General features: G+C 45.2%; 16 protein-coding genes. 12 read left to right on the top strand and 4 right to left on the bottom strand.

Annotated elements, in window-relative coordinates:
* Nucleotides 1–184: 184 nt before the first annotated feature.
* The gene (locus GO493_RS10935; protein ID WP_157306202.1) at nucleotides 185–4,264 is read left to right on the top strand and encodes a hybrid sensor histidine kinase/response regulator transcription factor; all 4,080 of its coding nucleotides are present in this window, start codon (nucleotides 185–187) and stop codon (nucleotides 4,262–4,264) included.
* Here the strand turns inward: GO493_RS10935 and GO493_RS10930 are convergent.
* Nucleotides 4,261–5,406: an endo-1,4-beta-xylanase gene (locus tag GO493_RS10930; RefSeq protein ID WP_232538813.1), complete on the bottom strand. Its 1,146-nt coding sequence runs from the start codon at nucleotides 5,404–5,406 to the stop codon at nucleotides 4,261–4,263. The two genes, GO493_RS10935 and GO493_RS10930, sit on opposite strands and share 4 nt — an antisense overlap.
* A 247-nt stretch (nucleotides 5,407–5,653) precedes the next feature.
* Between GO493_RS10930 and GO493_RS10925 the strand changes: the two genes are divergently transcribed.
* From GO493_RS10925 to GO493_RS10880, 10 genes are all read left to right on the top strand, one after another.
* The gene (locus tag GO493_RS10925; RefSeq protein ID WP_157306201.1) at nucleotides 5,654–6,022 is read left to right on the top strand and encodes a helix-turn-helix domain-containing protein; all 369 of its coding nucleotides are present in this window, start codon (nucleotides 5,654–5,656) and stop codon (nucleotides 6,020–6,022) included.
* Nucleotides 6,023–6,024: 2 nt separating this feature from the next.
* Nucleotides 6,025–7,746: a glycoside hydrolase family 43 protein gene (locus GO493_RS10920; protein WP_157306200.1), complete on the top strand. Its 1,722-nt coding sequence runs from the start codon at nucleotides 6,025–6,027 to the stop codon at nucleotides 7,744–7,746.
* A 172-nt stretch (nucleotides 7,747–7,918) separates the two neighbouring features.
* Nucleotides 7,919–8,119, top strand: coding sequence for a hypothetical protein (locus tag GO493_RS31065; protein WP_157306199.1), 201 nt, complete (start codon nucleotides 7,919–7,921; stop codon nucleotides 8,117–8,119).
* Nucleotides 8,120–8,146: 27 nt separating this feature from the next.
* Complete coding sequence (locus tag GO493_RS10910; protein ID WP_198315679.1) at nucleotides 8,147–11,272, top strand: SusC/RagA family TonB-linked outer membrane protein; 3,126 nt, start codon at nucleotides 8,147–8,149, stop codon at nucleotides 11,270–11,272.
* Between the two features lie 12 nt (nucleotides 11,273–11,284).
* On the top strand, nucleotides 11,285–13,174 hold the full coding sequence (locus GO493_RS10905) for a RagB/SusD family nutrient uptake outer membrane protein (protein WP_157306198.1): 1,890 nt from the start codon (nucleotides 11,285–11,287) through the stop codon (nucleotides 13,172–13,174).
* A 19-nt stretch (nucleotides 13,175–13,193) separates the two neighbouring features.
* Nucleotides 13,194–16,064 carry a SusC/RagA family TonB-linked outer membrane protein gene (locus GO493_RS10900; RefSeq protein WP_157306197.1) on the top strand — a complete coding sequence of 957 codons (2,871 nt, stop codon included), beginning with the start codon at nucleotides 13,194–13,196 and terminating at the stop codon, nucleotides 16,062–16,064.
* Nucleotides 16,065–16,088: 24 nt separating this feature from the next.
* Complete coding sequence (locus GO493_RS10895; RefSeq protein ID WP_157306196.1) at nucleotides 16,089–17,858, top strand: RagB/SusD family nutrient uptake outer membrane protein; 1,770 nt, start codon at nucleotides 16,089–16,091, stop codon at nucleotides 17,856–17,858.
* Nucleotides 17,859–17,897: 39 nt separating this feature from the next.
* Entirely contained in the window at nucleotides 17,898–18,932 is a 1,035-nt protein-coding gene (locus GO493_RS10890) for a DUF5627 domain-containing protein (protein ID WP_157306195.1), read from the top strand.
* Between the two features lie 282 nt (nucleotides 18,933–19,214).
* The gene (locus tag GO493_RS10885) at nucleotides 19,215–20,225 is read left to right on the top strand and encodes a zinc-binding alcohol dehydrogenase family protein (RefSeq protein ID WP_157306194.1); all 1,011 of its coding nucleotides are present in this window, start codon (nucleotides 19,215–19,217) and stop codon (nucleotides 20,223–20,225) included.
* Nucleotides 20,226–20,376: 151 nt separating this feature from the next.
* Nucleotides 20,377–20,727, top strand: a complete 351-nt coding sequence (locus GO493_RS10880; protein ID WP_157306193.1) for a RidA family protein — start codon at nucleotides 20,377–20,379, stop codon at nucleotides 20,725–20,727.
* Nucleotides 20,728–20,840: 113 nt separating this feature from the next.
* On the opposite strand, the gene GO493_RS10875 is transcribed toward GO493_RS10880, so the two are convergent.
* Entirely contained in the window at nucleotides 20,841–21,638 is a 798-nt protein-coding gene (locus GO493_RS10875) for a Rossmann-fold NAD(P)-binding domain-containing protein (protein WP_157306192.1), read from the bottom strand.
* Between the two features lie 174 nt (nucleotides 21,639–21,812).
* Here GO493_RS10875 and GO493_RS10870 point away from each other — a divergent pair, with 174 nt between their 5' ends.
* Complete coding sequence (locus GO493_RS10870; RefSeq protein WP_157306191.1) at nucleotides 21,813–22,217, top strand: winged helix-turn-helix transcriptional regulator; 405 nt, start codon at nucleotides 21,813–21,815, stop codon at nucleotides 22,215–22,217.
* A 121-nt stretch (nucleotides 22,218–22,338) separates the two neighbouring features.
* Here GO493_RS10870 and GO493_RS10865 read toward each other — a convergent pair whose 3' ends face one another.
* Both GO493_RS10865 and GO493_RS10860 read right to left on the bottom strand, forming a co-directional pair.
* The gene (locus tag GO493_RS10865; RefSeq protein WP_157306190.1) at nucleotides 22,339–22,779 is read right to left on the bottom strand and encodes a nuclear transport factor 2 family protein; all 441 of its coding nucleotides are present in this window, start codon (nucleotides 22,777–22,779) and stop codon (nucleotides 22,339–22,341) included.
* A 179-nt stretch (nucleotides 22,780–22,958) separates the two neighbouring features.
* Nucleotides 22,959–24,515 carry a DHA2 family efflux MFS transporter permease subunit gene (locus tag GO493_RS10860; RefSeq protein WP_157306189.1) on the bottom strand — a complete coding sequence of 519 codons (1,557 nt, stop codon included), beginning with the start codon at nucleotides 24,513–24,515 and terminating at the stop codon, nucleotides 22,959–22,961.
* Nucleotides 24,516–24,517: the final 2 nt, after the last annotated feature.

Genomic DNA, 24,517 nt, shown 5'->3' with positions numbered 1-24,517 from the left:
TCAGAAAACCGGCTTTGCCTTTTAGCCGAAGGTAAAACCCATTTTCTGAGCAATCCTCTCACTTTCTGCATCAAAAAGAAATTCTAACCCATGAAGAGAAAGCGACTTTTCGTAGTTTAGCAGAACACTACCTTACTAACAGATATTCCGGTTACCTATACCGGTAAAGAAACACGTTTAATGAATGACTGTTTGCCGCCAGATATTCCTTTTCATAATAGCTTTTTGGCCCTACTTAACCCAGGCCCAGGAAAGCAGATACCACTTTATTAACTTCAGCAGCAAAGACGGCCTCTCTTCAAACACAGTAAATGTAATATTGAAAGACAGGTTAGGCTATATGTGGTTCGGTACAGACGACGGACTTAGCCGCTTTGACGGATCGCGGTTCATCGTTTACAGCCACAATGACGCAGACTCTTTCAGCATCCGCTCCAATAATATCATGGCGTTGTATGAAGACCCGCAAGGCAACCTGTGGATAGGTACCCACAAAGGCCTTTCCCTGTATGACAGGAAGCGGGACGCTTTCCGTAATCCCGATGTAACCCGTGGAGCTTCCGTAAGATCACTCTGCGGCGATCACCACGGAAACCTGTGGATTGGCGGCTACTCCGGTCTCTTCAGATATCACCCTGCAACAGGAGCTTCAAAATATTATTCAGCAGAACATGGGGGGAAGAACCATTTATCTTCCAGCATGATTATCAGTATGCTGGAAGACAGCCAGCATAGACTGTGGATAGGCACTAATGCAGGCTTACATCTCTATCGCCCTGCTACTGACGATTTTATATTGTTCTCTGGACAGCAACCTGATTCCATGATTACCGATCTGTCAGTAAAGATCATCAGTGAAGACCACGCAGGAAATATCTGGGTAGGTACGCCCGATGGCGGATTGAATAAACTACCGTATGGGGGCAGCGGCTTTCACAATTATCAGTATACACCCGGCAGGAACAATTGCCTGAGCAGCAACCGCATTTACGGAATTGCTTACGATCAAAGTGGAAAACTCTGGTTAGGTACTGAAAAAGGGTTAAATATCCTGGACCCCGCAAATGGTGAGGTCCTGCACGTTATTGCCAATGCACGGGACAAATACAGCCTGAAAGGAAACTCGATAAGAAGCCTGTATATCGATGAGCATGGCATTTACTGGCTAGGCACCTTTCAGAGTGGTGTTAATAAATATGACAGGAACCTCACTGCTTTCAACCTGGAAGAGAGCAATCCGTTTGATCCCTATGGGCTTAGTGCGCCTAAAGTTACCGCCTTTGCAGAGAGCCGCAACGGGAATGTCTATGTAGGTACAGATGGGGGAGGGTTGAACCTTTACAACCGGCAGACAGGGTTATTTGACAGGGTAGCTATAGGACAGCAACCACTTACCATCCTTGCTACGGAACGGGTAGGGGATGAGCTGTGGATGGGTACCTATCTGCAGGGTATTTATGTACTTAACATGAGCTCCGGCGCGGTGAAACATTATTCTAAGGATGACGGCTTTTCCGCACTTGCCAGCAATGAAATCTTTTGTATCCGTAAAGACAGGTACGGTAAGATCTGGATAGGTACTAACGGGAAAGGAGTACAGGTGTTTATTCCCGCTAAAGGTATATTCCGCAAACTGGAAGATCATCTGTCTGATGTGAATGGTGATAAGGTGCCTGAAATAGGATTTATCCGCGCTATTGAAGAAGACAGGGAAGGAAAGATCTGGATAGCAGCGCCCGGCCGTGGTGTGGATATGTATGATCCTGTAACCAATACTTATCGCCTGTATGGACGTTACCAGGCCAAAGGCCTGCCTATCGATGAAATACAGTGTCTGTTGGCAGGCAAAGACGGCAGCCTGTGGGGTGGCACCGCCGGTAGAGGCCTATGCCGCCTGGATTTTAAGAACGATAGCTTTAAGATCTATTCAGCCAGCGATGGCCTGGCCAATGAAGTGATCTGGAAAATACTGGAAGACAGTACAGGCAAATTGTGGTTCAGTACCAACAAAGGGATCAGCCGCCTGGACCCTTCGCAATCCCGGGTTAAAAATTTTACCTCCGGAAACGGGTTACAGCGAAGCGCCTTTACACTGGGGGCCGGTTTATTGACAAGCGACGGGGAAATGTTTTTCGGCGGACTGGAAGGCTTCAATTATTTCTTACCGGAAGCGCTTCATTTCAATCGTAACACACCGGCTGTGGTTTTTACAGGTCTGAAGGTGGATAATAATACTGTAATACCCGGCAAACAGGGAATTATTGACGCTGATATAGCCGTAGCCCGGCAAATCAGGCTTGGTTATAAACAGAATTTCTCCATCGATTTTACCACCCTTGATTTTACCAGCTCCGGCGAATGCCAGTATCTTTATAAACTGGAAGGATTCAATACCAGCTGGAACTATATTGGTGCCAACAAAACAGCTGTATTTACAAACCTCGACCCCGGCAGATACACACTTCTGGTGAAAGCCAGCGATCCAAACGGCGAATGGACCACCGAAGCTGCCACCATAGCCGTTTATATTAAACCACCATTTTGGAGAACAGGATATGCCTATGCATTTTATTTCCTGTTAGCCGCCTTTATGCTATGGGGGCTGCGTTACCGGGGTATCCGGCGGCTGCAGCGAAAATTTGCAGCTGAACAGGAACGTCAGCATATCAGGCAAATGATCGAAGAAGAAAGAAAAGAGGCAGAGCGCCAACGTGCCTTCGATGAAGTGAAGATCAGGTTCCTGACCAACCTGAGCCATGAATTCCGTACTCCGGTTTCCCTGATTGCCGGCCCGGTACAGACATTGCTTGATAGTGAAACAGACCAGGAGAAAAAAGGACAGCTGTCTATGGTCAAACGTAATACCCGAAGACTACTCAATCTCGTTAACCAGTTATTAGACTTCCGTAAACTGGAGGAACAGGAGCTCCGGTTAAACGCCACACCTGGAGATATTGTACTTTTTGTACAGGAAGTAGTAGAATCTTTCAGGGACCTGGCAGACCGCAGGCACATCAGCTTTAGCTTCAGCAGTTCGTTTGAAAGTTATTATACCCTTTTCGATAAAGATAAGATCGAACGTGTACTTTTTAATCTGCTGAGTAATGCCTTTAAATTCACCGGCCGCGATGGGACAGTAACCATGCATATACGGAGAGAAGAACGCGATCCGGGAATTATTATCAGTATTGAAGATAACGGCATCGGAATGTCAGAAGAAGATCAGCGGCGCATTTTTGACCGTTTCTTTCAGGGAGAGACCCATCCGGGTGTCATGAACCAGGGCAACGGTATAGGGTTATCCATTACCAGGGAATTTGTCAGGTTGCATGGAGGTTCTATTCACGTCAACAGCCTTTACGGAAAGGGCAGCGAATTTATTATCAGGTTGCCGCTTGAAGAGCTGGAGCAACCAGCGGCAGAACAGGTTGTGGATGATCTGCTGATTCCGGAAGAAGAGCCGGGAAGACCGGTACATGAGCCGCAGGAAGGAGAATACCTGACCGTATTGCTCATTGAAGACAATGAAGACTTTCGTGCTTACCTGCGTAACACCCTCCGGCCCTTTTACAGGATAATTGAAGCGGCAGACGGAAGAGAAGGATGGCAAAAAGCACTTTCTGCACATCCCCATGTGATTGTCAGTGATATCAGTATGCCCTATATGGATGGTATTACCCTTAGCAAAAAGATCAGAGCGGATAAACGGACTGCCCATATACCGATCATCCTCTTAACTGCGCTGACAGGCGACGCCTATGAGTTAAAAGGATTGCAGACAGGCGCGAGCGACTATCTGACCAAACCCTTCAGCACAGACATACTTAAAGTGAAAATTCAGAATCTCGTATCACTCAACCAAAGTTTTAAAGAAGCTTATAGCAGGCGGTTGGAGGTGAACACACAGCCTGTAACAGTAGAAAATGAAAATGAAAAACTGTTGTTGAAAATGACCACTTACATTGAGGAAAATATTGATGATGAAAAACTGTCGGTAGAACAACTGGCTAAACATCTTTGCATGAGCAGGGCAACACTTTACAATAAAGTCGTAGATATAACCGGGGAAACTCCTGTTGAATACATTCGTTCCGTCCGGCTGAACAAGGCCGCCGTCTTATTGGAAAAAAGCGATCTGCGCATCGCCGAAATCGGTTATTCAGTAGGCTTTTTCGCGCCTAATTACTTCGCACGTGTTTTCAAGGCCAGGTTCAACATGTCCCCCTCTGAATATGCTGCTTTAAAAAGAAAATCAGCCTTTTAGTACGCAGTATTGATATTGGCCTTTTTTGATTTGGCGCCGATAACGGCAAAAAAAGCTGGTTTAGGCTGATTTTGCCTGTCAAAAAGTAACGGATAGTTTGTCCTGCCACGGATGGGCCAGTTATTTAACCATGAATAGGCATCATTTACACCCCAGAAAGTAATACGGCTTATTTTATCCCGGTGCTTCAGGAACAAACGGAACAGGTTTGCATATCCCCGGCTTAAAGTGGCCTGTACAGAGTCAGGCAAACCATTGGGATATGGGTCCATACCTGCCCGCTTCCCGTTTACAGATGCGCTTACATCGGCAGTGTTGGAATCCCAGGGATTGGGCAGCACGGTGAGGTCCAGTTCGGTGAACATCACCTTGATCCCAAGCGCAGCATAGGCAAGGATGCTTTGTTCTATCTTCTCAAGCGGTACATCATTGGCATGCCAATGGCCCTGTATACCCACACCGTCAATACGAACGCCTGCTGCCTGTATCTTTTTAATGAGGGCAACAGCACCGGCTCTTTTCTGTGGTTGTTCTATATTATAATCATTATAATACAGCTCTGCACCAGGATCTGCCTGTTGCGCCAGTCTGAAGGCTTCAATAATGTAATTTTCCCCAAGTAGCTCAAGGAAGATGGACCTGCGCAAACTACCATCTTCTTCCAGCGCTTCATTGACCACATCCCAGGAATATACTTTCCCCCGGTACCTGCTCACCACTGTATCAATATGTTCTGTAAAAAAATGGCGGAGTGAATCCGCATTTTTGACCCTTCTGATAAAGAAGGGCAACTGGCTATGCCAGATAAGTGTATGGCCGTTTACTTTCATATTGTACCGGGTACCGTAAGCAACAAACCGGTCTGCAGCCTCAAAATTGTACCTGTTCCATTCAGGATGGATCAGAGCGGCTTTCATCAGGTTCTCCGGCGTAATGGCATTGAACTGCCCGGGTACCCATTTCGCAATTGCCATTTCGTTCCCTGAGATCTGTTGTATACTGAGCGCTGTGCCAATGAGAAAATCATTTTTGAAAGTCGATTTAAGTGACGCAACCGGCGTTGTCGCTGTTCGCCTCGTAACACAACTGCACACCAGCAATATGATAGCCATACAAAACGCAAACTGCAATGCTTTATTCATGATAATCTGATAGTTAATTGAATACCAAATAACAAAAAGATAGACAATCATTGCTTTATTCCATCCTCTTCGTTGAAAATTGAGACATTTTAGCCATTGCCCCAGGAACACAACCAGCAGAATGACATTTATGACAGGAATTTCTACAAATGGAGCATAGTATCACTGCTCCCGGATGTTACTTTGATAATATGAAACAGGATGAAATCCTGAAGCAACCAAAATATTTCCTATAAGCGATTTTGCCATGAGTATTCAAAGACTTCACGAATGTCAGGCTGCCATCCTCCAACATCCCGGGATCGATGTTGATCAGTTGGCCAGGCTAATGTATATGAGCCGCCCAACCTTATACCGCAAGCTGAAAGAAATAACCGGATTAACACCCCATGAGCTGATCAACGAAATCAGGTTGAAAAAAGCAGCAGAGTTGCTGGCAGACGGTAGGTACCGGGCCTTCGAAGTGGCACGCATAGTCGGTTTTACCTCTCAGAGCAGTTTTGGAAAATCCTTTCTCAGGCAATTTAAAGTATCACCTGCTATGTACCGGCGCCTGAAAGCTTTTACCACGCCCTGTTCCGGTAACTGTTACGAGGAAGATAAAACAAGCATATAATAATGAAGAAAGTTACAGTTAAGACTATCGCAGGAATGCTTCCGCTGATGATAAGTATATTATCAGGCATTGCTGCTTTTTCGCAAAAGAAGGCCCAACCTTTATTCACCCGGTTTACCTATGAGGGGAACGATCACATTTACACTGACAATCCTTTGCAGGAAGGGGAGTTTTACAGCCCCGTATTACAAGGATGCTACCCTGACCCCAGCATTACCCGGAAGGGAAATGATTATTACCTGGTCAATTCCTCCTTTTCAATGGTACCGGGAGTACCCATCTTTCATTCAAAAGATCTTGTAAACTGGAAACAGATCGGGCACGTACTGGACAGGCCTTCACAACTGAAGGTAGAAAAAGCCGGTATCTCCGCAGGCATCTATGCCCCGGATATTAAATATAACCCCTATAACAACACTTTTTATATGATCACCACACAGATAGCCGGAGGTATCGGCAATATGGTGGTAAAAACACAGGACCCTTCAAAAGGCTGGAGTGACCCCATCAAATTAAAATTTGATGGCATAGACCCCGCACTTTTTTTTGATGATAATGGTAAGGCCTACCTGGTGCACAATGATGCTCCCCCGGCAGGAAAAACGCTCTATAATGGTCACAGGGTAATAAAAATATGGGAATATGACCTGGCCAGAGACCAGGTGATAGAAGGTACAGACAAGATCATCGTAGACGGCGGCGTGGATATAACACAGAAACCTATCTGGATAGAAGGTCCGCACCTTTACAAGAAAAACGGGCGTTATTACCTCATGTGCGCTGAAGGAGGCACCGGCGGCTGGCACAGCGAGGTTGTCTTTGTCAGCGATCATCCCAAAGGACCTTTTACCCCTGCAGGCAATAATCCTATCCTTACACAACGCCATTTCCCTAAAGACAGAGCCAATAAAGTGGATTGGGCTGGACATGCCGATCTCGTTGAAGGACCTGGCGGTAAATATTATGGCGTTTTCCTGGCCGTTCGCCCCAACGACAAAAACAGGGTGAACACCGGCCGGGAAACATTTATGTTGCCGGTCGACTGGAGCGGCGAATTCCCCGTATTTGAGAATGGGCTTGTGCCGATAAAGGCAAAAATTAAAATGCCGGCCGGCGTAAAGAACCAGACCGGTCAAAATGGCTTTCTGCCTAACGGCAATTTCTCTTTCACTGACAACTTCACTGCTGCCCGGCCAGATTTCAGATGGATCGGTGTACGGGAATTCCGTGAAAACTTCATCAGCACTTCTCAGCAAGGGCTCAGGATCAATCCCTATCCGGTTACTATCAAAGCGGCTGCACCTACGTCCACTTTGTTTTACAGGCAGCAGCATGCCAGCTTCCAGGCAACGGTGACGATCAGGTATACGCCTCAGTCCGAAAAAGACCTCGCGGGCATCGTCTGCTACCAGAAAGAAACATTCAATTACGTTTTTGGCATATCTAAAAAAGGAAATGATCACTATATTCTACTGGAGAGGACCGATAATGGTAAATCTACACTGGCAGGCAGCGAAAAATTAACATTGGGAGATACTATACAGCTAAGAGTGACAGCCAGGGGAGACGCATATACTTTTAGCTATTCCACAGACGGACAACAGTTTAAAAGCGTAGGAGGTACCGTCTCCGGCGATATACTGTCTACCGATGTGGCTGGGGGCTTTACCGGCGCTTTGATCGGACTGTACGCCACATCTGCAAACGATATAATGATACCATGATGATTATTGGACAATAACGCAAAAATGACATTCATACTACTTATTTAGAGATTCAGAGCATCCCCTTTTTTCGGACGCCTATATTTTTGACTGTAAAGACCGCTGACTGTATGTTATGGCGGTAACTCGTTAACTCCTTTCCAATTCCACTGTAAACCAAAACGACCACGATATGAAAACAAAACTACAACGCTTAAGCGGAGACATTCGCAGTCTCATTTTTACAAGTGTGACATTGACAATTATTGAGCTGCTGAAGCACCCTTTCTATTTAAAGGGTGCTTCACTCCTGTATTGGAATAGCTCCGGTTATTTGGAAGGCTTTGCCCGATGGGACACCGGGACGCCCATATCTCTCCTTTCTGCCAAATAATATTCAGCAATTTTAAAAAAGCTTATCATGATTCTCAGTTCAATCATGCGGAGTGCGCTTGCCCTGATGGCAGCAGCGCTTTCTATATCCTTTTGCTGTTTCCCCGCACTGGCGCAAAATTCACGTACCGTACAGGGAACAGTTCTGGATGCACAAAATATGCCCGTAGCTGGTGCATCAGTCAAAATAAAACAAGGTGGTAACGGCGCACAAACCAGTAACGACGGGAAGTTTTCCCTGTTACTCCCGGCCGGTAAACAGGTCCTTGAAATAAGCCATGTAGGAAAAACCACCCGGGAAGTGGAAGTAGGAATACAGGACAATAACATCATCATTACACTGAAAGACGCCGTAGCCGTACTTGAAGATGTGATTATTGTAGGGTACGGCCGGCAAAAAAAAGCCAGTGTCGTTGGCGCCATTACACAGACATCAGGAAAGGTACTTGAGCGAACAGGAGGCGTTACCAATCTTGGTATGGCATTGACCGGGAACCTGCCAGGCGTTATTACCAGCGCCTCTACCGGCATGCCAGGCGCAGAAGATCCGCAGATATTGATCCGCGCACAGAGCTCGTGGAATAACAGCGCGCCCCTGATCCTGGTCGATGGTATTGAACGCTCAATGAGTACAATAGATATTTCTTCTGTTGAAAGTATTTCCGTTCTCAAAGATGCCTCAGCTACTGCCGTTTATGGGGTAAAAGGCGCCAATGGAGTTATCCTGATCACCACTAAAAAAGGCACTACCGGGAAAGCAGTTATTCAGATCAGGTCTAATATGACAACAAAAGTAGCCTCGAAGCTGCCGGAGAAATATGATTCCTATGATGCTTTTGTTATTAAGAATCTGGCTATTCAGCGGGAACTTATGCTTTCTGCAAACGGATGGTCTGCCTATAAACCACAACAGATCATAGACAAATACCGGAACCCTCTCAATGCAGAAGATTGGGACAGGTATCCTAATGTAGACTGGACAAAGGAGCTGTTCAAAGACAGGGCAATGTCTTACAGCACAGCTGTTAACGTATCAGGAGGGTCTCAGTTTGTTACCTATTTCGCAGGGGCCGACTTTGTATACGAAGGAGACCTGTTTAAAACCTTCCAGAATGGAAGAGGCTACAAATCCGGGTATGGCTACAACCGCATCAATGTACGCAGCAACCTGGACTTCAACCTTACAAAAACAACGAGGTTTTCAACAAAGCTATTTGGTTCCAACGGCGTACGTAAAGTACCCTGGGGGGCTGCTGATAATGATCAGGGCTACTGGGCTTCCGCTTACAGAACATCCCCCGATGCCATGCGCCCCATTTATTCAGATGGCACATGGGGCTTTTTCCAGCCCAGGAATGCAGATGTACCAAACTCCGTGTACAACCTGGCTATGTCCGGCATAGAGAAACGGACAAATACACAGCTTACTACAGACTTCATTCTTCAGCAACAACTGGATATGATCACAAGAGGTCTCAGCGTCAGAGGCAGTATTTCGTTAGACAATACGTTCAGGGAAACACAACGGGGTATCAACGATGCTTTCAATTATGCCCAGCGCAAATGGGTAGATCCGGAAACAGGTACAGTATTCCTTGAATACCCGATCAACTCCGGAACACAGCTGGACTATTCTGATGGCATCCGCTGGTCAGGCCAGCCAGGATCAGTAGACAGAGACGCAACCTACCGGCGGCAGAACTACATGTTCCAGTTAAACTATGACCGCCGTTTCGGGAAACATGACGTAACAGCCATGGGACTATTGCAACGCGAAAAAGTAGCTACAGGCAGTCAGTTTGCCCGTTACCGTGAAGACTGGGTTTTTCGTGCCACATATAATTATGACACAAGATACTTTTTTGAGACCAACGGCGCCTATAATGGCTCCGAGCAGTTTGGCCCCGATTACCGCTTTGCCTTCTTTCCTTCTTTCTCCGCAGGCTGGATGCTGAGCAATGAAAACCTGATGAGCAGCCTGAATTTTCTCGATGTCCTGAAAATACGCGCCTCATGGGGAAAGATCGGTGACGATGCCGTAGCTGTTGGCCGCTGGCCCTTCAGAGACCAATGGGCATTTGGCGGCAATGCGCAGATGGGAAGCCCTCCGGCTAATACGCCTTATACATTTTACAGGGTCAGTAGCCTCGGTAATCCTAATATCTCCTGGGAAAAAGTGGAAAAACGTAACCTGGGCATTGATTACTCTTTCCTGCAGGGAAAAATTGCAGGTAGCGTAGATGTGTTCAGCGACAACAGGACCGATATCATTATCAATGGGGCTTCACGCGCCATCCCTTCCTATTTCGGGGTAAGCGCTCCCAGCGCCAATCTTGGCAGGGTAACCAGCAAAGGTTATGAAATTGAGCTCAGACTGGACCATACATTCAAAAACGGGATCCATATCTGGGCTAATACCAACATGACTCATGCTACGAATAAAACCATCTTCCGTGACGATCCCGAACTGCGGCTTGCCTATCAGAAACAGGCCGGATACTCAATCGGTCAGACCAGGACATACCTTGACTATGGATACCTGCAGAGCTGGGATGATATTTACGGCAGTACCCAACGTTCAACCAATAACCAGAACAAGCTTCCGGGAGATTACAACATTATTGACTTTAATGGTGACGGCATTATTGATGGTAACGACACCGCCCCTTACGGATACGCCGGCACTCCGCAAAATACTTACAACGCCAGCCTCGGAATAGATTGGAGGGGACTGAGCCTGTTCCTGCAGTTCTATGGTGTGAACAACGTAACCCGCGAAGTTACATTTCCCACCTTCCATTCATCATCCAATGTAGCTTATGTGGAAGGCGCTTACTGGCTGAAACAAAATGGTGGCGGGGATGTTCCCTTGCCCCGCTGGTCAAACCTGGAAGGTGGCGGCGGCAATGGCACGCGCTACCTGTTTGACGGATCTTACACACGGTTAAAAAATGCAGAAATAGGCTACACGCTGTCTGGCGGCGTTGTAAAAAAGATGGGCATAAAGACGTGTAAAATATACGTAAACGGTAACAACCTGTTGTTGTGGACAAAGATGCCGGATGACCGTGAATCTAATTTCAGTGGTGGTTCCAGCCTGGGAGCCTATCCCACGGTCAGGCGTTTCAACTTAGGCATTGATATCACCTTATAAAATTATCGGGAGATGAAGAGATTTTTTCTGAACATATTGTTGCCTTTAACAATAGTATTAGCCACCCTGTGGCTGAGCTCCTGCAGGAAGTACCTGGAGAGATCGCCGCTTGCTGACATAGCAGAAGGGGACGCCTTCAAGAACTTCAGGAACTTCCAGGGATTTACAGAGGAATTGTACAACTGCATTCCTTTGATCAGTGCAGTAGAATTTCATAACTGCTTTAACCTGGGTGAAGACGAATTCTGGGAAGTAGGTGAAACCCGCCTGTTTTCCTATAATGTTGACCAGGGGGATTACTGGGCCTGGAATGGCGCTTTTTACAACTTTTTCAAACCGGGTGGCAATGCATCCACCGCAAGCCGTACCGATAAAGGGAAACTATGGGGATTGTCCTGGTACGCCATCCGCAAAGCAAACATCGGACTGGCCAACCTGGACCTGCTTACAGAAGCTACAGACGAAGAAAAGGACCTGATAGCTGGCCAACTGTATTTCTTCAGAGGGTACTTTCATTTTGTATTGATGGAATATTGGGGCGGACTGCCTTACATTGACCAGGTATTACCCTCAGATAAATCCCTTAAACTGCCCCGGTTAAATTATCATGCTACGGCCGATAAAGTAACGGCTGACTTACAGAAAGCGGCAGACCTGCTTCCTGTTGATTGGGACCAGACCCTCGTCGGACAACAAACAATAGGGAACAATAACCTGCGCATCAATAAGATCATGGCCCTGGCCTACCTCGGGAAAAATCTTCTCTGGGCCGGTAGCCCTTTAATGAACAGGGAATCTACAGGTAACAGTTCCTACAATGCAGACTATTGCAAAAAAGCCGCTGACGCCTTTGCTCAGGCCTTACAGATCACTGAATCTACCGGCCGCTACGAGTTAGCCCCGTTCTCACAATATACCCGGTTGTTCTACACCTTTAACCAGAACGGCCGGCTTCCGGGACTGAAAGAATCCATTTTTATGGAGAACCTGGCAGAAGCAGCCGGCCGCTGGCGCTGGAACCAGGTGAACGATTACCGGCCAATGACCATCAACGGTTCCGGCATTAAGGTTTATCCCACTGCCAATTATGTGGATTACTACGGCATGGCCAACGGACTGCCCATTACAGATCCTGAAAAACCTGACCCTGAATCAGGATATGATCCCGAATATCCCTGGAAAAACAGGGACCCGCGCTTCTACCACGATATTGTAATAGACGGCGAAAAATGTGTACTGGACATTTCAAGGGTCGGCAATGACCAATACCGGCAATATGCAAGCCTTTACACCAACGGATTGTACAGAACTGCTAATGGAAACAAAAAGGTGTGGACAGGCTATATGAATTCCAAATTCGTTTCCAAACTAATGAATGATTTTGATGGCTATAAAGAGAACAATACCCTGGTATTAAGCCTCATGCGGCTGGCAGATGTTTACCTGTTATATGCCGAAGCTACGGCAACAGGTTATGGCTCGCCTCAAAGCAGGGCCGAAGGGTATACCCTCTCTGCAGAAGAAGCCGTCAACAAAGTGCGCAAAAGAGCGGGAGTAGGAGATGTAGCTGCAAAGTTCCTTACAGGTACAGATGTCTTTATGAGTGAAGTAAGACGGGAACGCGCCGTGGAACTGGCATTTGAAGGCCATCGTTTTACTGACCTGCGCAGATGGTTGCTATTGACAGAACGGCCCTATACATTAAAGAAAGCCGTAGAGTTTGACCGCGCAGGAGATGTACCCAACAGTGTCTTATATGCAGATCCTAAGAACGGTCATGTTAAGAACTTCAGAGAGACTGTTTTATTTGAAAGGCAGCTCGGACAACGGCATTACTGGTTTCCATTCCTCTTAAGCGATGTAAATATGTACAGGGAGTTTAAACAGAACCCAGGTTGGTAAACCATTAAAATTTTAAAAAATGAAGAGAAAAAATATAATGTTCTCCTGTGTTCTTTTGGTCATTTCTGTACTCATCTCAACAGGATTAGCGGCACAGGAAAAAAATGACAGTCTTATAAACGTCGCTTTCGGAACAGTTGCCAGAGAAGATTTGTTGGGTGGTATTTCCACTGTCAACGTTTCCGGTTTACTGAAAAAAAGCTACGGGACCTATAGCCTGGATAATCTTCAGAGTTTCGTAGGTGGATACACAGGCAATATCTGGGGCCAGGAAGCGCTTGTCCTGGTAGATGGCATACCCCGCCGTGCTTCCGATGTCCGGTTGGTGGAAATAGGATCTGTCACTGTACTGAAAGGTGCCAGCGCAGTGGTATTATACGGAAGCAATGCCGCCAAAGGTGTTATCCTCATTACTACCAAACGGGGAAGCATAAAGCCATTAAGCATTGACGTACGTGCCAACACAGGTCTTCACTTTCCCAGGCGATATCCCGGCTACCTGAATGCGGCTGATTACATGACCTTATACAACGAGGCCTTGGGCAATGATGGCATTTCTACCAGCGGTGCAGGATACAGCCAGCAGGAAATTGATAATACAAGAGCAGGAACAAACCCTTTCAGGTATCCGGATATTGATTTTTTCAGCTCAGGTTATCTGAAAAAAGCATACTCAAGGTCGGATATTACAACTGAAATTTCCGGCGGTAATGAACGTGCCCGCTATTATACCAACATAGGCCTGGCCTATAATAACAGCATCATGAATTATGGGGAACAGAAAAAGAACAACGACTTCGGTTTCAGCATAAGAGGCAATGTGGATATGAACCTGAACAGCTGGCTCACCGCCTCCAGCGATGTGGCGGTTAATGTTTCCGACAATTACGCAGGACGGGGCGATTTCTGGGGAGCATCCTCAACGATAGCACCCAACTTTAACAGGTTTTCCCCGCTCATTCCCATCAGCATGTTTGACCCGGCTAATAAGAACCTGCAAACATATGTGAACAACAGTAATCATGTCATTGATGGAAAGTACCTGCTTGGCGGTCAGTCTACCAATCTAACCAATGTTTTTTCAGATATGCTGGCAGCCGGATACATTAAAACAAAGTACCGCACCTTTATGTATAATATGAATGCAGGAGCTGATCTGGGAAACATTATGAAAGGATTATCCTTCAGGACAGCATTCAGCATGGATTATACTGCTGTTTATTCCGAGGCGTATCAGCTACCTTATGCAGTTTACAGACCTGCCTGGTCAACAGTAAACGGACAGGACATGATCACCGATCTGCAAAAGTTCAATAATGATCTCAATTCCACCAATGAAACCATCGGAAGAACTACCTACACGCAAACAATGTCGTCCAGGGCACAGTTCAATTATAAAAGAACATTTGCGAGTGATCACCATGTGACAGCAGCCTTACTGGGATGGTGGTACCTCACACAGATCTCCAGCGACCCCGATAATGAGGGCGGAAGCGATTACCATCCCATCAGGAACACAAACCTCGGGTTCCAGGCCGGATATGACTACCGCAGGAAATATTATCTCGACTTTTCCGCTGCATTGGTCCATTCCGCTAAACTCCCTCCCGGGAAGCGTAAGGCCATATCGCCTGCTGTCACACTGGGCTGGCGCCTCAGTGATGAAGATTTTTTTAAGAAGAATATTTCTTTCATTGACAACCTGAAGATTTCAGCCTCTTACGCATCCATAAAGCAAGACCTGGATATTACCGGTGTCAGACCTAATAGTAGTACACCTACCGACTATTATTTATACCAGGGGTATTATGGCAACAATAGTACGTTAGGCGGATGGTATCAATGGCGCGATGGTGCTGCCGGAGGATGGACAACACTTTCAGGGCAGGGAGATAATCCTTATCTCACCTTCATTCAGCGGCAGGAATACAGGACAGGGATAGATGCATCAATGTTTAACCGTTTGATAACCCTGGAAGCCAATTACTTTTTACAGGATACCAAAGGGCTGCTTACCAGGGGAACTACCATTTATCCTTCCTATTTTACGGGTTCAGGTGATTTCCGCCCCTGGCTGAATTTCAATAACGACAGACGTTCAGGAGCTGACTTTTCAGTGAACCTGAACAACAAAATAGGACAGGTAGAATACTCCATTGGGGCCTGTGGTATGTTCTTCTCCTCAAAAGCCACACGCAGGGACGAAGTCCAGGCAGAACAATACCAGTACAGAACGGGCCGTAACCTTGACGCATACTGGGGATATATCAGCGAAGGATTCTTCCAAAGCCAGGATGATATTGACCGCCATGCCAGGCAAACATTTGGTGGCACGGTCAGGCCGGGAGATATCAGGTATAAAGACATTAACAATGACGGCATTATTGACAGCAGGGACCAGGTCGACCTGGGACGTAACGGTTGGGCCGCAGCTCCATTCACATACGGCCTTAATCTTACATTAAAGTGGAAACACTTCACCCTTTTTGCTATGGGGAACGGACAAGCCGGCGCTATCGCTTTCAAAAACAGCTCTTACTTCTGGGTGAGAGGTGCCGGCAAATATTCAGATGTGGTAAAGGGCCGTTGGACAGAGGCTACAAAGAATACGGCCACATATCCACGCCTTACCACCACTGCCGGCAATAATAATTTCCAGAACTCCACTTTCTGGATGTACAGAAATAGCAGGTTTAACCTTACCAGGGTACAGCTTACATACGATTTTGACCAGCATATTTTCAGGAACTCATTTGTTCATGGCCTGAGCATTTACCTTTTGGGCGATAACCTGCTTGTTATATCCAAAGAACGCAAGCTCATGGAAACCAATATAGGGACAGCCCCTCAATACCGCTATTTTAATATTGGCGCCAGGGCTTCTTTTTAAATGAACCAATAAAGAACATTATTTATGAGGATAAACTATTTAATTATAGGGATAGTGCTCCTTCTTGCAGCCGGTTGCAGGAAGATATTATCACCCGACGAAGAAAACCTGAAGACGATCGACCAGATGTATAAAGATGCGAATTATGCACAGGGCTTTCTTATAAATGCATACCGGTCCATTCCCGGCTATTATGATAATACCGATTATGCTACAGATGACGCTGTGACCAACCAGTTGAATAATGGCTACTTACAGATGGCTACAGGTTCATGGACGGCCGCGAACAACCCTGTTTCAGTATGGAACCCGGCTTATGGCGCCATCCAGTATATCAACCTCTTTCTGGAAAACGCGGAAAAGGTAAAGTGGGCTGCAGATCCGGAAGCAGCAAAGCTGTTCAATATGAGAATGAAAGGCGAAGCCTATGGTTTGAGAGCCCTCTACATGTATTTTCTGCTTCGTGCACATGCTGGATTTACAGACGACGGCAAGCTTGCAGGAGTTCCCATCATCACAGAATTCCAGACAATCAATTCAGATGTAAACCTACCCCGCGCCAGCTTTGATGCCTGTGTAAAACAGGTATTCAGAGACCTGGACAGTGCTGAATTTAATTTACCGTTGGAATACACAGACGTAAGTTCCGCCAGCCAGATCCCTGAACGGTTCAGAATAGCCACACAAAGACCGGAAGTTTATAACCGTGTGATGGGCCAGTACTCCCGGCAGTTGTATAATGGGCTGATAGCTCGCTCTTTCCGTGCAAGGGTTGGTTTGCTGGCTGCCAGTCCTGCTTTTCAGGATGCCTCCAATACCACCACCTGGGCCAATGCAGCAGACTTTGCGGCAGCTGTGATTGACTATAAAGGAGGCATAAGCACGCTTCCCGCAAATGGAAGTACTTTCTATGATAACAATAGTGAGATTGACGGATTAAGCGGGGGCAACAATCCCAATGAGATCATCTGGAGAGAAAATATCCTTACCAGCAACGGTGACCAGGAAGCCCAGAATTTCCCGCCAACACTATTCGGTAACGGATATATGAACCCAACACAGAATCTGGTAGACGCTTTCCCTATGGCAAATGGATATCCGGTCAGCAATGCAAACAGCAATTATGATGCTGCAAATCCCTACGTTGGAAGAGACCCCCGCTTTGCCCGCTATATCATTTATAACGGAAGTACGGCAGGTGTTGGTAACCAGGTGATATACACCGGTAGCGCATCTGGCAGCGATAACGGGATCAATGTAAGATCAACTTCCACCAGGACAGGCTACTATATGAAAAAGCGTCTCCGTATGGATGTAAACCGTAATCCTGCTTCTACAACGGGCAAGAATCATTATATACCACGTATACGCTATACCGAAATATTCCTTTCCTATGCAGAGGCTGCCAATGAAGCATGGGGCCCCATGGGAGCTGGCGGCCATCCTTATTCTGCTTATGATGTTATTAAGGTCATTCGCAAAAGAGCCGGTCTTGGTCTGGGCAATGGAGATCCTTATCTGGAAGAATGTAAGACCGATAAAGAGAAGATGCGTGAATTGATCCGTAATGAACGGCGTCTGGAGCTCTGCTTCGAAAGCTTCCGTTTCTGGGACCTCCGCCGCTGGAAGGCGAACCTCAGGGAAACGGTTCGTGGTATGGATGTAAATGCCGGTGTGTACCGCCCTTTCGACGTAGAGAACCGGTCTTATGAAAACTACATGTATTACGGGCCGGTCCCCTTTTCAGAGGTGCTGAAATATAGTAACCTGGTGCAGAACAAAGGGTGGAGGTAATTCCTGGATTGATTTCTAAAACTATTTATCATACATAATATGAAGAAAATATTTGCAGGTCTGTTAATGACCGCTATGCTTATTTCCTGTACTAAGAATAAGGATGTTGCTTATCCTGATTTCGACTATCAGACCGTTTATTTTGCCAGCCAGTTTCCTGTGAGGACCATAGTATTGGGTGAAGATCTTATGATTGACAACTCACTGGATAACGAACATAAAGTAAATATAAAAGCAACCATAGGAGGTACCCGTGATAACAGGAAAGACGTTATAATAAACTTTGAGGTTGATGAATCTCTTTGCAGCAACCTCTATTTTTCAGGCACAGGGCCTAAAGTGGTCCCTATGCCATCAGCCTACTATAAACTGGTATCTGATAAGATCACCATTCCTGCCGGCAGTATTCTCGGAGGAGTGGAGGTGCAGCTGACTGACGCTTTTTTTGCTGATCCGCTGTCGCTTGTCAATACCTATGTGATTCCGCTAACAATGAAGAACGTGGAAAACGCAGATTCTATTCTGCGTGGAACTCCGTCGGTCAGTAATCCTAACCGTTGCATAGATGCGCATTGGACGGTGAAACCCAGGGACTTTATTGCTTATGCCGTAAAGTACGTAAACCCATGGCATGGTTCATACCTTCGCAGGGGGAAAGATGTCATTGTGGGCAAACCCGGTTACACTGAGCTTGACCGTACAGTTTTCAGGAGAAAGATATACGTTGAACAGGACGAGGTAAAAGGAATGACCACCAGGTCATTAAGTGTAGTAGAGCTGCCACTGGTATTTACAAACAGTAGTGGCGGTAATATTCCGATGAACCTGTTGCTGACATTTGATCCAAAGGACAATACATGCAGTATTTCAGCCGCAGGCAGCGGGTATACAGCTTCCGGTACAGGAAAGTTCGTGAAAAGAGGAGAGAAGAACAGCTGGGGCGCGCAGGACAGGGATGCTATTTATCTGTCATATACCATCGATCATCCTATGATGCAAATTACCTCGGCAGATACGCTGGTTTTGCGTGACCGTGGTGTGTCCCCTGAATACTATTCACCAGTGGTCAGATAGTAATGCAGCTTAAAAGCAATTACAGCAAATTAAATGTTGACGGTGTACTTCCTTTATGCTGTGAAGATCTTCCCGGCCTCCTTTTAAAGGAGCGGTTGAAGATATCGGATATGCCTAAGGAATAAATATCGATAAAGTGCATTTTTTTTATCGATATAAGGAAAGTCTGAAAATGATGCTATATGTACTTTTGATAGAGAATGTCAATTGAAAAGTTGCATTACACCAGGAATAAAAGTTCATTTATACTGGTCTATTAGAGATGTTACATAATAAAGAGTCATGAAGATTATTTCTTGTATTGAACCGGGAAAACTCGAATATAGAGATGTTCCAAAACCGGTATGCCTCCCTGGCCATTCCATTATAAAAATACGCCGCATTGGTATCTGTGGAACAGATATCCATGCTTTTGGAGGAACACAGCCTTATTTTAGTTATCCGAGGGTCCTGGGGCATGAATTAGCCGCAGAATTTGTGGAAGGTGATGCAGAGCAATTACGTAAAGGAGATATTGTTACCGTTACTCCTTATCAATATTGCGGCAGTTGTATCGCCTGCCGCGGAGGTCATACCAATTGCTGCCAGAACATGAAGGTCATAGGGGTGCATATTGACGGTGGAATGGCAGAATTTCTGATGGTTCCTTCCCACCTTTTGCTGCCAGCGGCAGGACTGGATCCTGACAGGTTAGCATTGGTGGAGCCCTTCGCAATTGCAGCACATGCGGTCAGACGCGCTGCAGCCCTCCCCGGTGAAAATGTTCTGGTTGTTGGCGCTGGCCCCATTGGACTGGCTACAATGGAGATGGCCTCAATTGCAGGGGCGAATGTGCTGGCCATCGATGTAAATGACAACCGGCTTGCCTGGGCAAAGAAGATTGCCGGGGTGAAAATTGTCCTCAATGCCTTGGATGATCACCTGGAGGAACAACTCAGGGAAGTAACGAATGGAGATATGCCTGCTGTTGTCATTGATGCCACTGGTAACCGGAATGCAATTAATAATGCTTTCCGCTATATGGCGCATGCAGGCAGATATGTGCTGGTGGGATTACAGAAAGGAACAATAGAATTCAGTCACCCGGAGTTCCATAAGCGGGAAGGGACGTTGTTAAGCAGCCGCAATGCTACCAGAGAAGACTTTGATCACGTGCTTGAGAATATTCGGACCGGCAGGATAAGCCCGGATAGCTACATTACTCATAAAATACATTTTGATGATACAGTGGAAAGGTTTCCTTCTCTGATTGCTGATGCAGGTATTGTAAAAGCAATGATCAGTCTTGATTAGGGTTCTTCATCTGTACCCTGAGACAAACACTTATCTGTATCTGTGTCTAATGAAACCATGTCCGTAATTTTGAAGAACAAATTACGTGCAGCTGCAAAAAAGCAGTTCATTTCATTACAATTAAAGTTCTTCATCTAAAGCACAGGGAAACATGAGTAACAAAATTCCGTACAGTCCTTCGTTAAAAACAAACGATCTTCTATTTATCTCCGGACAAGTGGGTATTGATCCGGCCATCTCAAAACTTAAAAATGAAAGTTTTGAGTCTGAGTTAAGACAGGTAATGGATAATCTGCTGACAGAGTTGAAAGCGCATGGCCTCTCTTTTCAGGACCTGGTTAGCACGGTAATATATCTAAAGGATATGAAGCAATATACTGAGCTGAATAATGTATATGGCAGCTATTTTAACGGCACATACCCGACAAGGACCTGTATTGCTGTTACTGATTTGCCTGTCGGTGCTTCTGTGGAAATATCCGGCATTGCACAACTGAAATGAAATAAGAGCCTGTATCATAAGTTCGATACAGGCTCTTTTTATTCGGGTACCTGATGGAGTCGGGTAGCCATTTAAGCGATTCTCAGCGCTTATTTTTACTTTTGAGTTTTCCTCTATTTATTTCCCCCTGCTCCCGGTTCAAATCCATCTGTTAAATGAAAGTATCTGGGATCGGGATATTTAAACACGAAGCCTAATTCTGAAATCAATTTAGCTGATGAAATTCTTCTTCCTTCAGGTAAACCCTCTTCAGAATACGGAATGTTTTTTTGGGCATTGATCACTGCTGCTTTTGTAGGATGAAGTGGAGCAACCACATTGTAAAGTTTACCTTCCAAACCTAGCTCCATCATTTTCATTATTATAGCAGCAATATCAAGGTAATGAACGTGATTAACCACAGCATCCAGGTTTGAAACATTATATTTGCTCAAAAGTCTCCCATCACCCATTAACCCCGCTAATCTCAGAATATTTACCTGCTGATATCTGTTTTTCATCATTCTTTCTCCCGAAACGTTATCAATGGAAAGGTCCTCTTCTGAATATTCTTTTTCTGCATCAGGATAAACACCGGTTGAATTCATTAGAAACATCTGTCCTTTGAAATCACCTATAAATGAAGCTAAATTTTGAATTCTGTTATACAGGGAACTGGCATCACAATTCTTCTCTGAAATTGGAATAGTTATGATCAATGCATCAATATCGTCAATTAGTTCCCATTTAGAAGATTGTCCTGGCAACTGGTGATCCGAAAAGTTGACAACGGTGGGGTGGTACCCTGCAGCTCTCAATCGCTCACTCCCTTCTGTAGTAGTTGTTGTAGTATAAATCAGGAATTTTTCCGACAATATTTTGGCAATTCTGAAACCAAGCCAGCCGCAACCGATAATTCCAACCTTTTTCATTTTATTGAATTAATTCGTCTAAAGTAAGAGTATTTATGCTTTACACCAATAAAACCCTGCCACAGCCGGGAAGATGGCTTGTTATTTTAATTGAAGACGGAATTATGTTACATTTGATTACAATTTATTAGCTGTTGTCTGAAGGCTGGCAGCTAATTTCATAAAACTGGGTATATGAAAGAGGTAAGCAAAAAAGCAGAAACCAACAAAGAATTTACTGATGAATGCACAAAGATATTGTCTGCTGTCAGTGATGCTTTATATGCTATCGGGGGCAAATGGAAATTAATGATAATTATTGCCATCGCAAGAGGGAATAATAGATTTACTGATATTCAAAAAAAGGTTAAAGGTATTTCTGCAAGAGTACTTTCCAGTGAGCTGAAAGAACTTGAGCTACTTGGTTTTCTTGAAAAGAAAGTATCGATCGGATATCCTGTACTGATCGAATATCAATTATTACCTTACAGTCAAACACTTGAGGAAGTCGTAGGCGCAATGACCAAATGGGGCATTCAGCATCGTCAGAAGATCAGAAGTGGAGCATTTTCCGGGCGCTCATCCCAATCTGAATCGTAAGCTTTGGTAATTCTGGTTCCCTTATACCCAGTGTACAATTATCGTATCTGCAGGAGATGCCTACAGATACGATAGAAAGAGAACTACTGCTTAGATAGGGCGCGCTTAATTAATAGTCACTCTAATTATTCAGCGGTCTTGCCTCTACAATTAAAAAATAACCAATACGTTCTTTTATTAACCATTTCCCATTTTGGTGAACGTATTTGTCATCATATTTGACGCTATAGTCCGTAAGAATATTCTTTCCTTCAGACTCTCTTATCATTTTGATTTGGGAAAAAGAAACGCCTGTTGCAGTATCCCCATCTATTTTTACTGTATGCTGGCCATTCAGGGTAAAATAAGTTTTTACCAGGGAAGCATGCCCGCTAAACTCTTTTTCCAGGGTATCTGTTCCGGAAACATTTGCTGCTAAAAAGTCGTTCATATAAACTTTATATACAGCATCCGGTGTAAATAACCCCATTTGTTCAGAGATTTTCTTTTCATCGCCTAAATATGCATAGGCATCTATTAAATTCCTTAATTCTTCTTTGGTCTTTAAGATTTCCAGTGTCATGATTCTTTGTTTTATACTTTAGAAAATGCTCAATTGTAATAGCAATATTAGCCCATATTTACTTACAGAATATGAGTTGTTACCTAAAGGTTAGCAGCTAATATTTATATCAGTTACTGGATTTTCTGCTGCCTCAGCCTGGTATAGTTACCGGTCTTCGCTAAATTTATCATTCGCATTTAATGCGCATCGGCTGCAACATTTTCTTTATCCTTTTTCGGCGTCTTTATTAAAAAAATCACCGGGATACAGAAGATGAATAAAAATGCCATACCCAAAAAACCATTGATATAAGTAACGAAAATCTGCTGACCTGCCACAGTATTTTCAAGCATCTGATGGGCTGCCAGCTGAGCGCCGTCAGAAGACATTCCGGCATCTGCAAAACTTTGTTCAAGATAAACCAGACGCTCTTGTACCATCCAGTTATATTCCGTTACATTTTCAACCAGAGGATAGCGAACTGTGGCACTGTTGATGGTTGTGTAAATGCTGATAATTGCGATGCCCAGCGCACCTCCCAGTTGTCTGGTCATAGTGGAAAGCGCTGATGCCTGCGCAAGTTCTTTTCCCCGTAAAGTACCGACGGAAAGACTCATCATGTTCGGAGCAAGAAGTGATGCACCTGCATTCCGTATAATAAACAACCAGAAAAAATGCGTCTCGTTGGCATCCGGGGAAATATACCCCATGGGGATTAATGAGACAACTATCAATATAAGCCCTGATGTGATAAGTATCTTTGGATTAGCATCAGGGAACAGCTTTTTGCCTATGATCATTGTAAGTGCCCCGGCAATACCTCCCGATATCATAAATGCACCGGTTTTTGTAGCTGTCCACCCTAAGGATTGCTGAGCCAGCAAAGGAAAAATGAACAAGGTACTGTTAGCAATAATACCATAAAGCAATCCGATGATGTTTCCCATCGAGAGATTGAAATTCTTATAAAGCTTCAGATCAACTGCAGGGTAATCCGTTGTTAGTTCGCGCCATATAAAAGCAACAAAACCCAACATGGATACGGTAAAGAAGAAACATATTTTCCTGCTGTCAAACCAATCATGTAAGGGGCCTTCTTCCAGAACGAATTGTAAGCATCCCAATGCAATCGCAACGAACAAGATCCCTGCCCAGTCAATTTTTGGCGGCCTCTTTGCATCTTCCAGGTCGGAAACAGAAGTCCATGCCAGCCATGTACATACGATACCAATTGGAACATTAACAAAAAATATCCAATGCCAGGACAATGTATCTGTTATGAAACCACCAAGTACCGGCCCGAAAATAGGGCCTAACAAAACACCAAGAACGAAAATCAGCATCGCTGTCTTCGCTTCTTCCGGAGGAAAAGCACCCAGCACAATCGACATAGAGGTAGCCAGCAATCCACCACCTGCCACACCTTGGATAAAACGCCACAAAATAAGCTCTGAAAGCCCCGATGATATGCCGCACATCAGCGAAGCAATGGTGAATACAAGCACAGAAACAGCATAGTAGCGCTTTCTCCCAAATAAGGTGGCCAACATGGCTGAAAGTGGGATTACGATCACGTTTCCTATACCATAGGCAGTAGAAACCCATCCTATTTCAGCAACGCTTGCACCTATGTTACCGCTGATCTCTCTTAGAGAGACATTGACAATTGTCGTATCAATCAATTCCATTAAAGAACAGGCCATTGCTGTAATGACAAGGATCCACTTTTTTGAATTGGTATTTTTACCTTCCATCT

This window comes from Chitinophaga tropicalis, assembly GCF_009758205.1.
Classification (GTDB): domain Bacteria; phylum Bacteroidota; class Bacteroidia; order Chitinophagales; family Chitinophagaceae; genus Chitinophaga; species Chitinophaga tropicalis.
The sequence above is the reverse complement of the archived record's forward strand: the minus strand, read 5'-3'. Positions and strand labels throughout refer to the sequence as shown.

Bases quoted from the DNA above. Each gene is read 5' to 3' on its own strand.
- GO493_RS10935 (WP_157306202.1), top strand. From the start codon at position 185: ATGACTGTTTGCCGCCAGATATTCCTTTTCATAATAGCTTTTTGGCCC.
- GO493_RS10930 (WP_232538813.1), bottom strand. From the start codon at position 5,406: ATGAATAAAGCATTGCAGTTTGCGTTTTGTATGGCTATCATATTGCTG.
- GO493_RS10925 (WP_157306201.1), top strand. From the start codon at position 5,654: ATGAGTATTCAAAGACTTCACGAATGTCAGGCTGCCATCCTCCAACAT.
- GO493_RS10920 (WP_157306200.1), top strand. From the start codon at position 6,025: ATGAAGAAAGTTACAGTTAAGACTATCGCAGGAATGCTTCCGCTGATG.
- GO493_RS31065 (WP_157306199.1), top strand. From the start codon at position 7,919: ATGAAAACAAAACTACAACGCTTAAGCGGAGACATTCGCAGTCTCATT.
- GO493_RS10910 (WP_198315679.1), top strand. From the start codon at position 8,147: ATGATTCTCAGTTCAATCATGCGGAGTGCGCTTGCCCTGATGGCAGCA.
- GO493_RS10905 (WP_157306198.1), top strand. From the start codon at position 11,285: ATGAAGAGATTTTTTCTGAACATATTGTTGCCTTTAACAATAGTATTA.
- GO493_RS10900 (WP_157306197.1), top strand. From the start codon at position 13,194: ATGAAGAGAAAAAATATAATGTTCTCCTGTGTTCTTTTGGTCATTTCT.
- GO493_RS10895 (WP_157306196.1), top strand. From the start codon at position 16,089: ATGAGGATAAACTATTTAATTATAGGGATAGTGCTCCTTCTTGCAGCC.
- GO493_RS10890 (WP_157306195.1), top strand. From the start codon at position 17,898: ATGAAGAAAATATTTGCAGGTCTGTTAATGACCGCTATGCTTATTTCC.
- GO493_RS10885 (WP_157306194.1), top strand. From the start codon at position 19,215: ATGAAGATTATTTCTTGTATTGAACCGGGAAAACTCGAATATAGAGAT.
- GO493_RS10880 (WP_157306193.1), top strand. From the start codon at position 20,377: ATGAGTAACAAAATTCCGTACAGTCCTTCGTTAAAAACAAACGATCTT.
- GO493_RS10875 (WP_157306192.1), bottom strand. From the start codon at position 21,638: ATGAAAAAGGTTGGAATTATCGGTTGCGGCTGGCTTGGTTTCAGAATT.
- GO493_RS10870 (WP_157306191.1), top strand. From the start codon at position 21,813: ATGAAAGAGGTAAGCAAAAAAGCAGAAACCAACAAAGAATTTACTGAT.
- GO493_RS10865 (WP_157306190.1), bottom strand. From the start codon at position 22,779: ATGACACTGGAAATCTTAAAGACCAAAGAAGAATTAAGGAATTTAATA.
- GO493_RS10860 (WP_157306189.1), bottom strand. From the start codon at position 24,515: ATGGAAGGTAAAAATACCAATTCAAAAAAGTGGATCCTTGTCATTACA.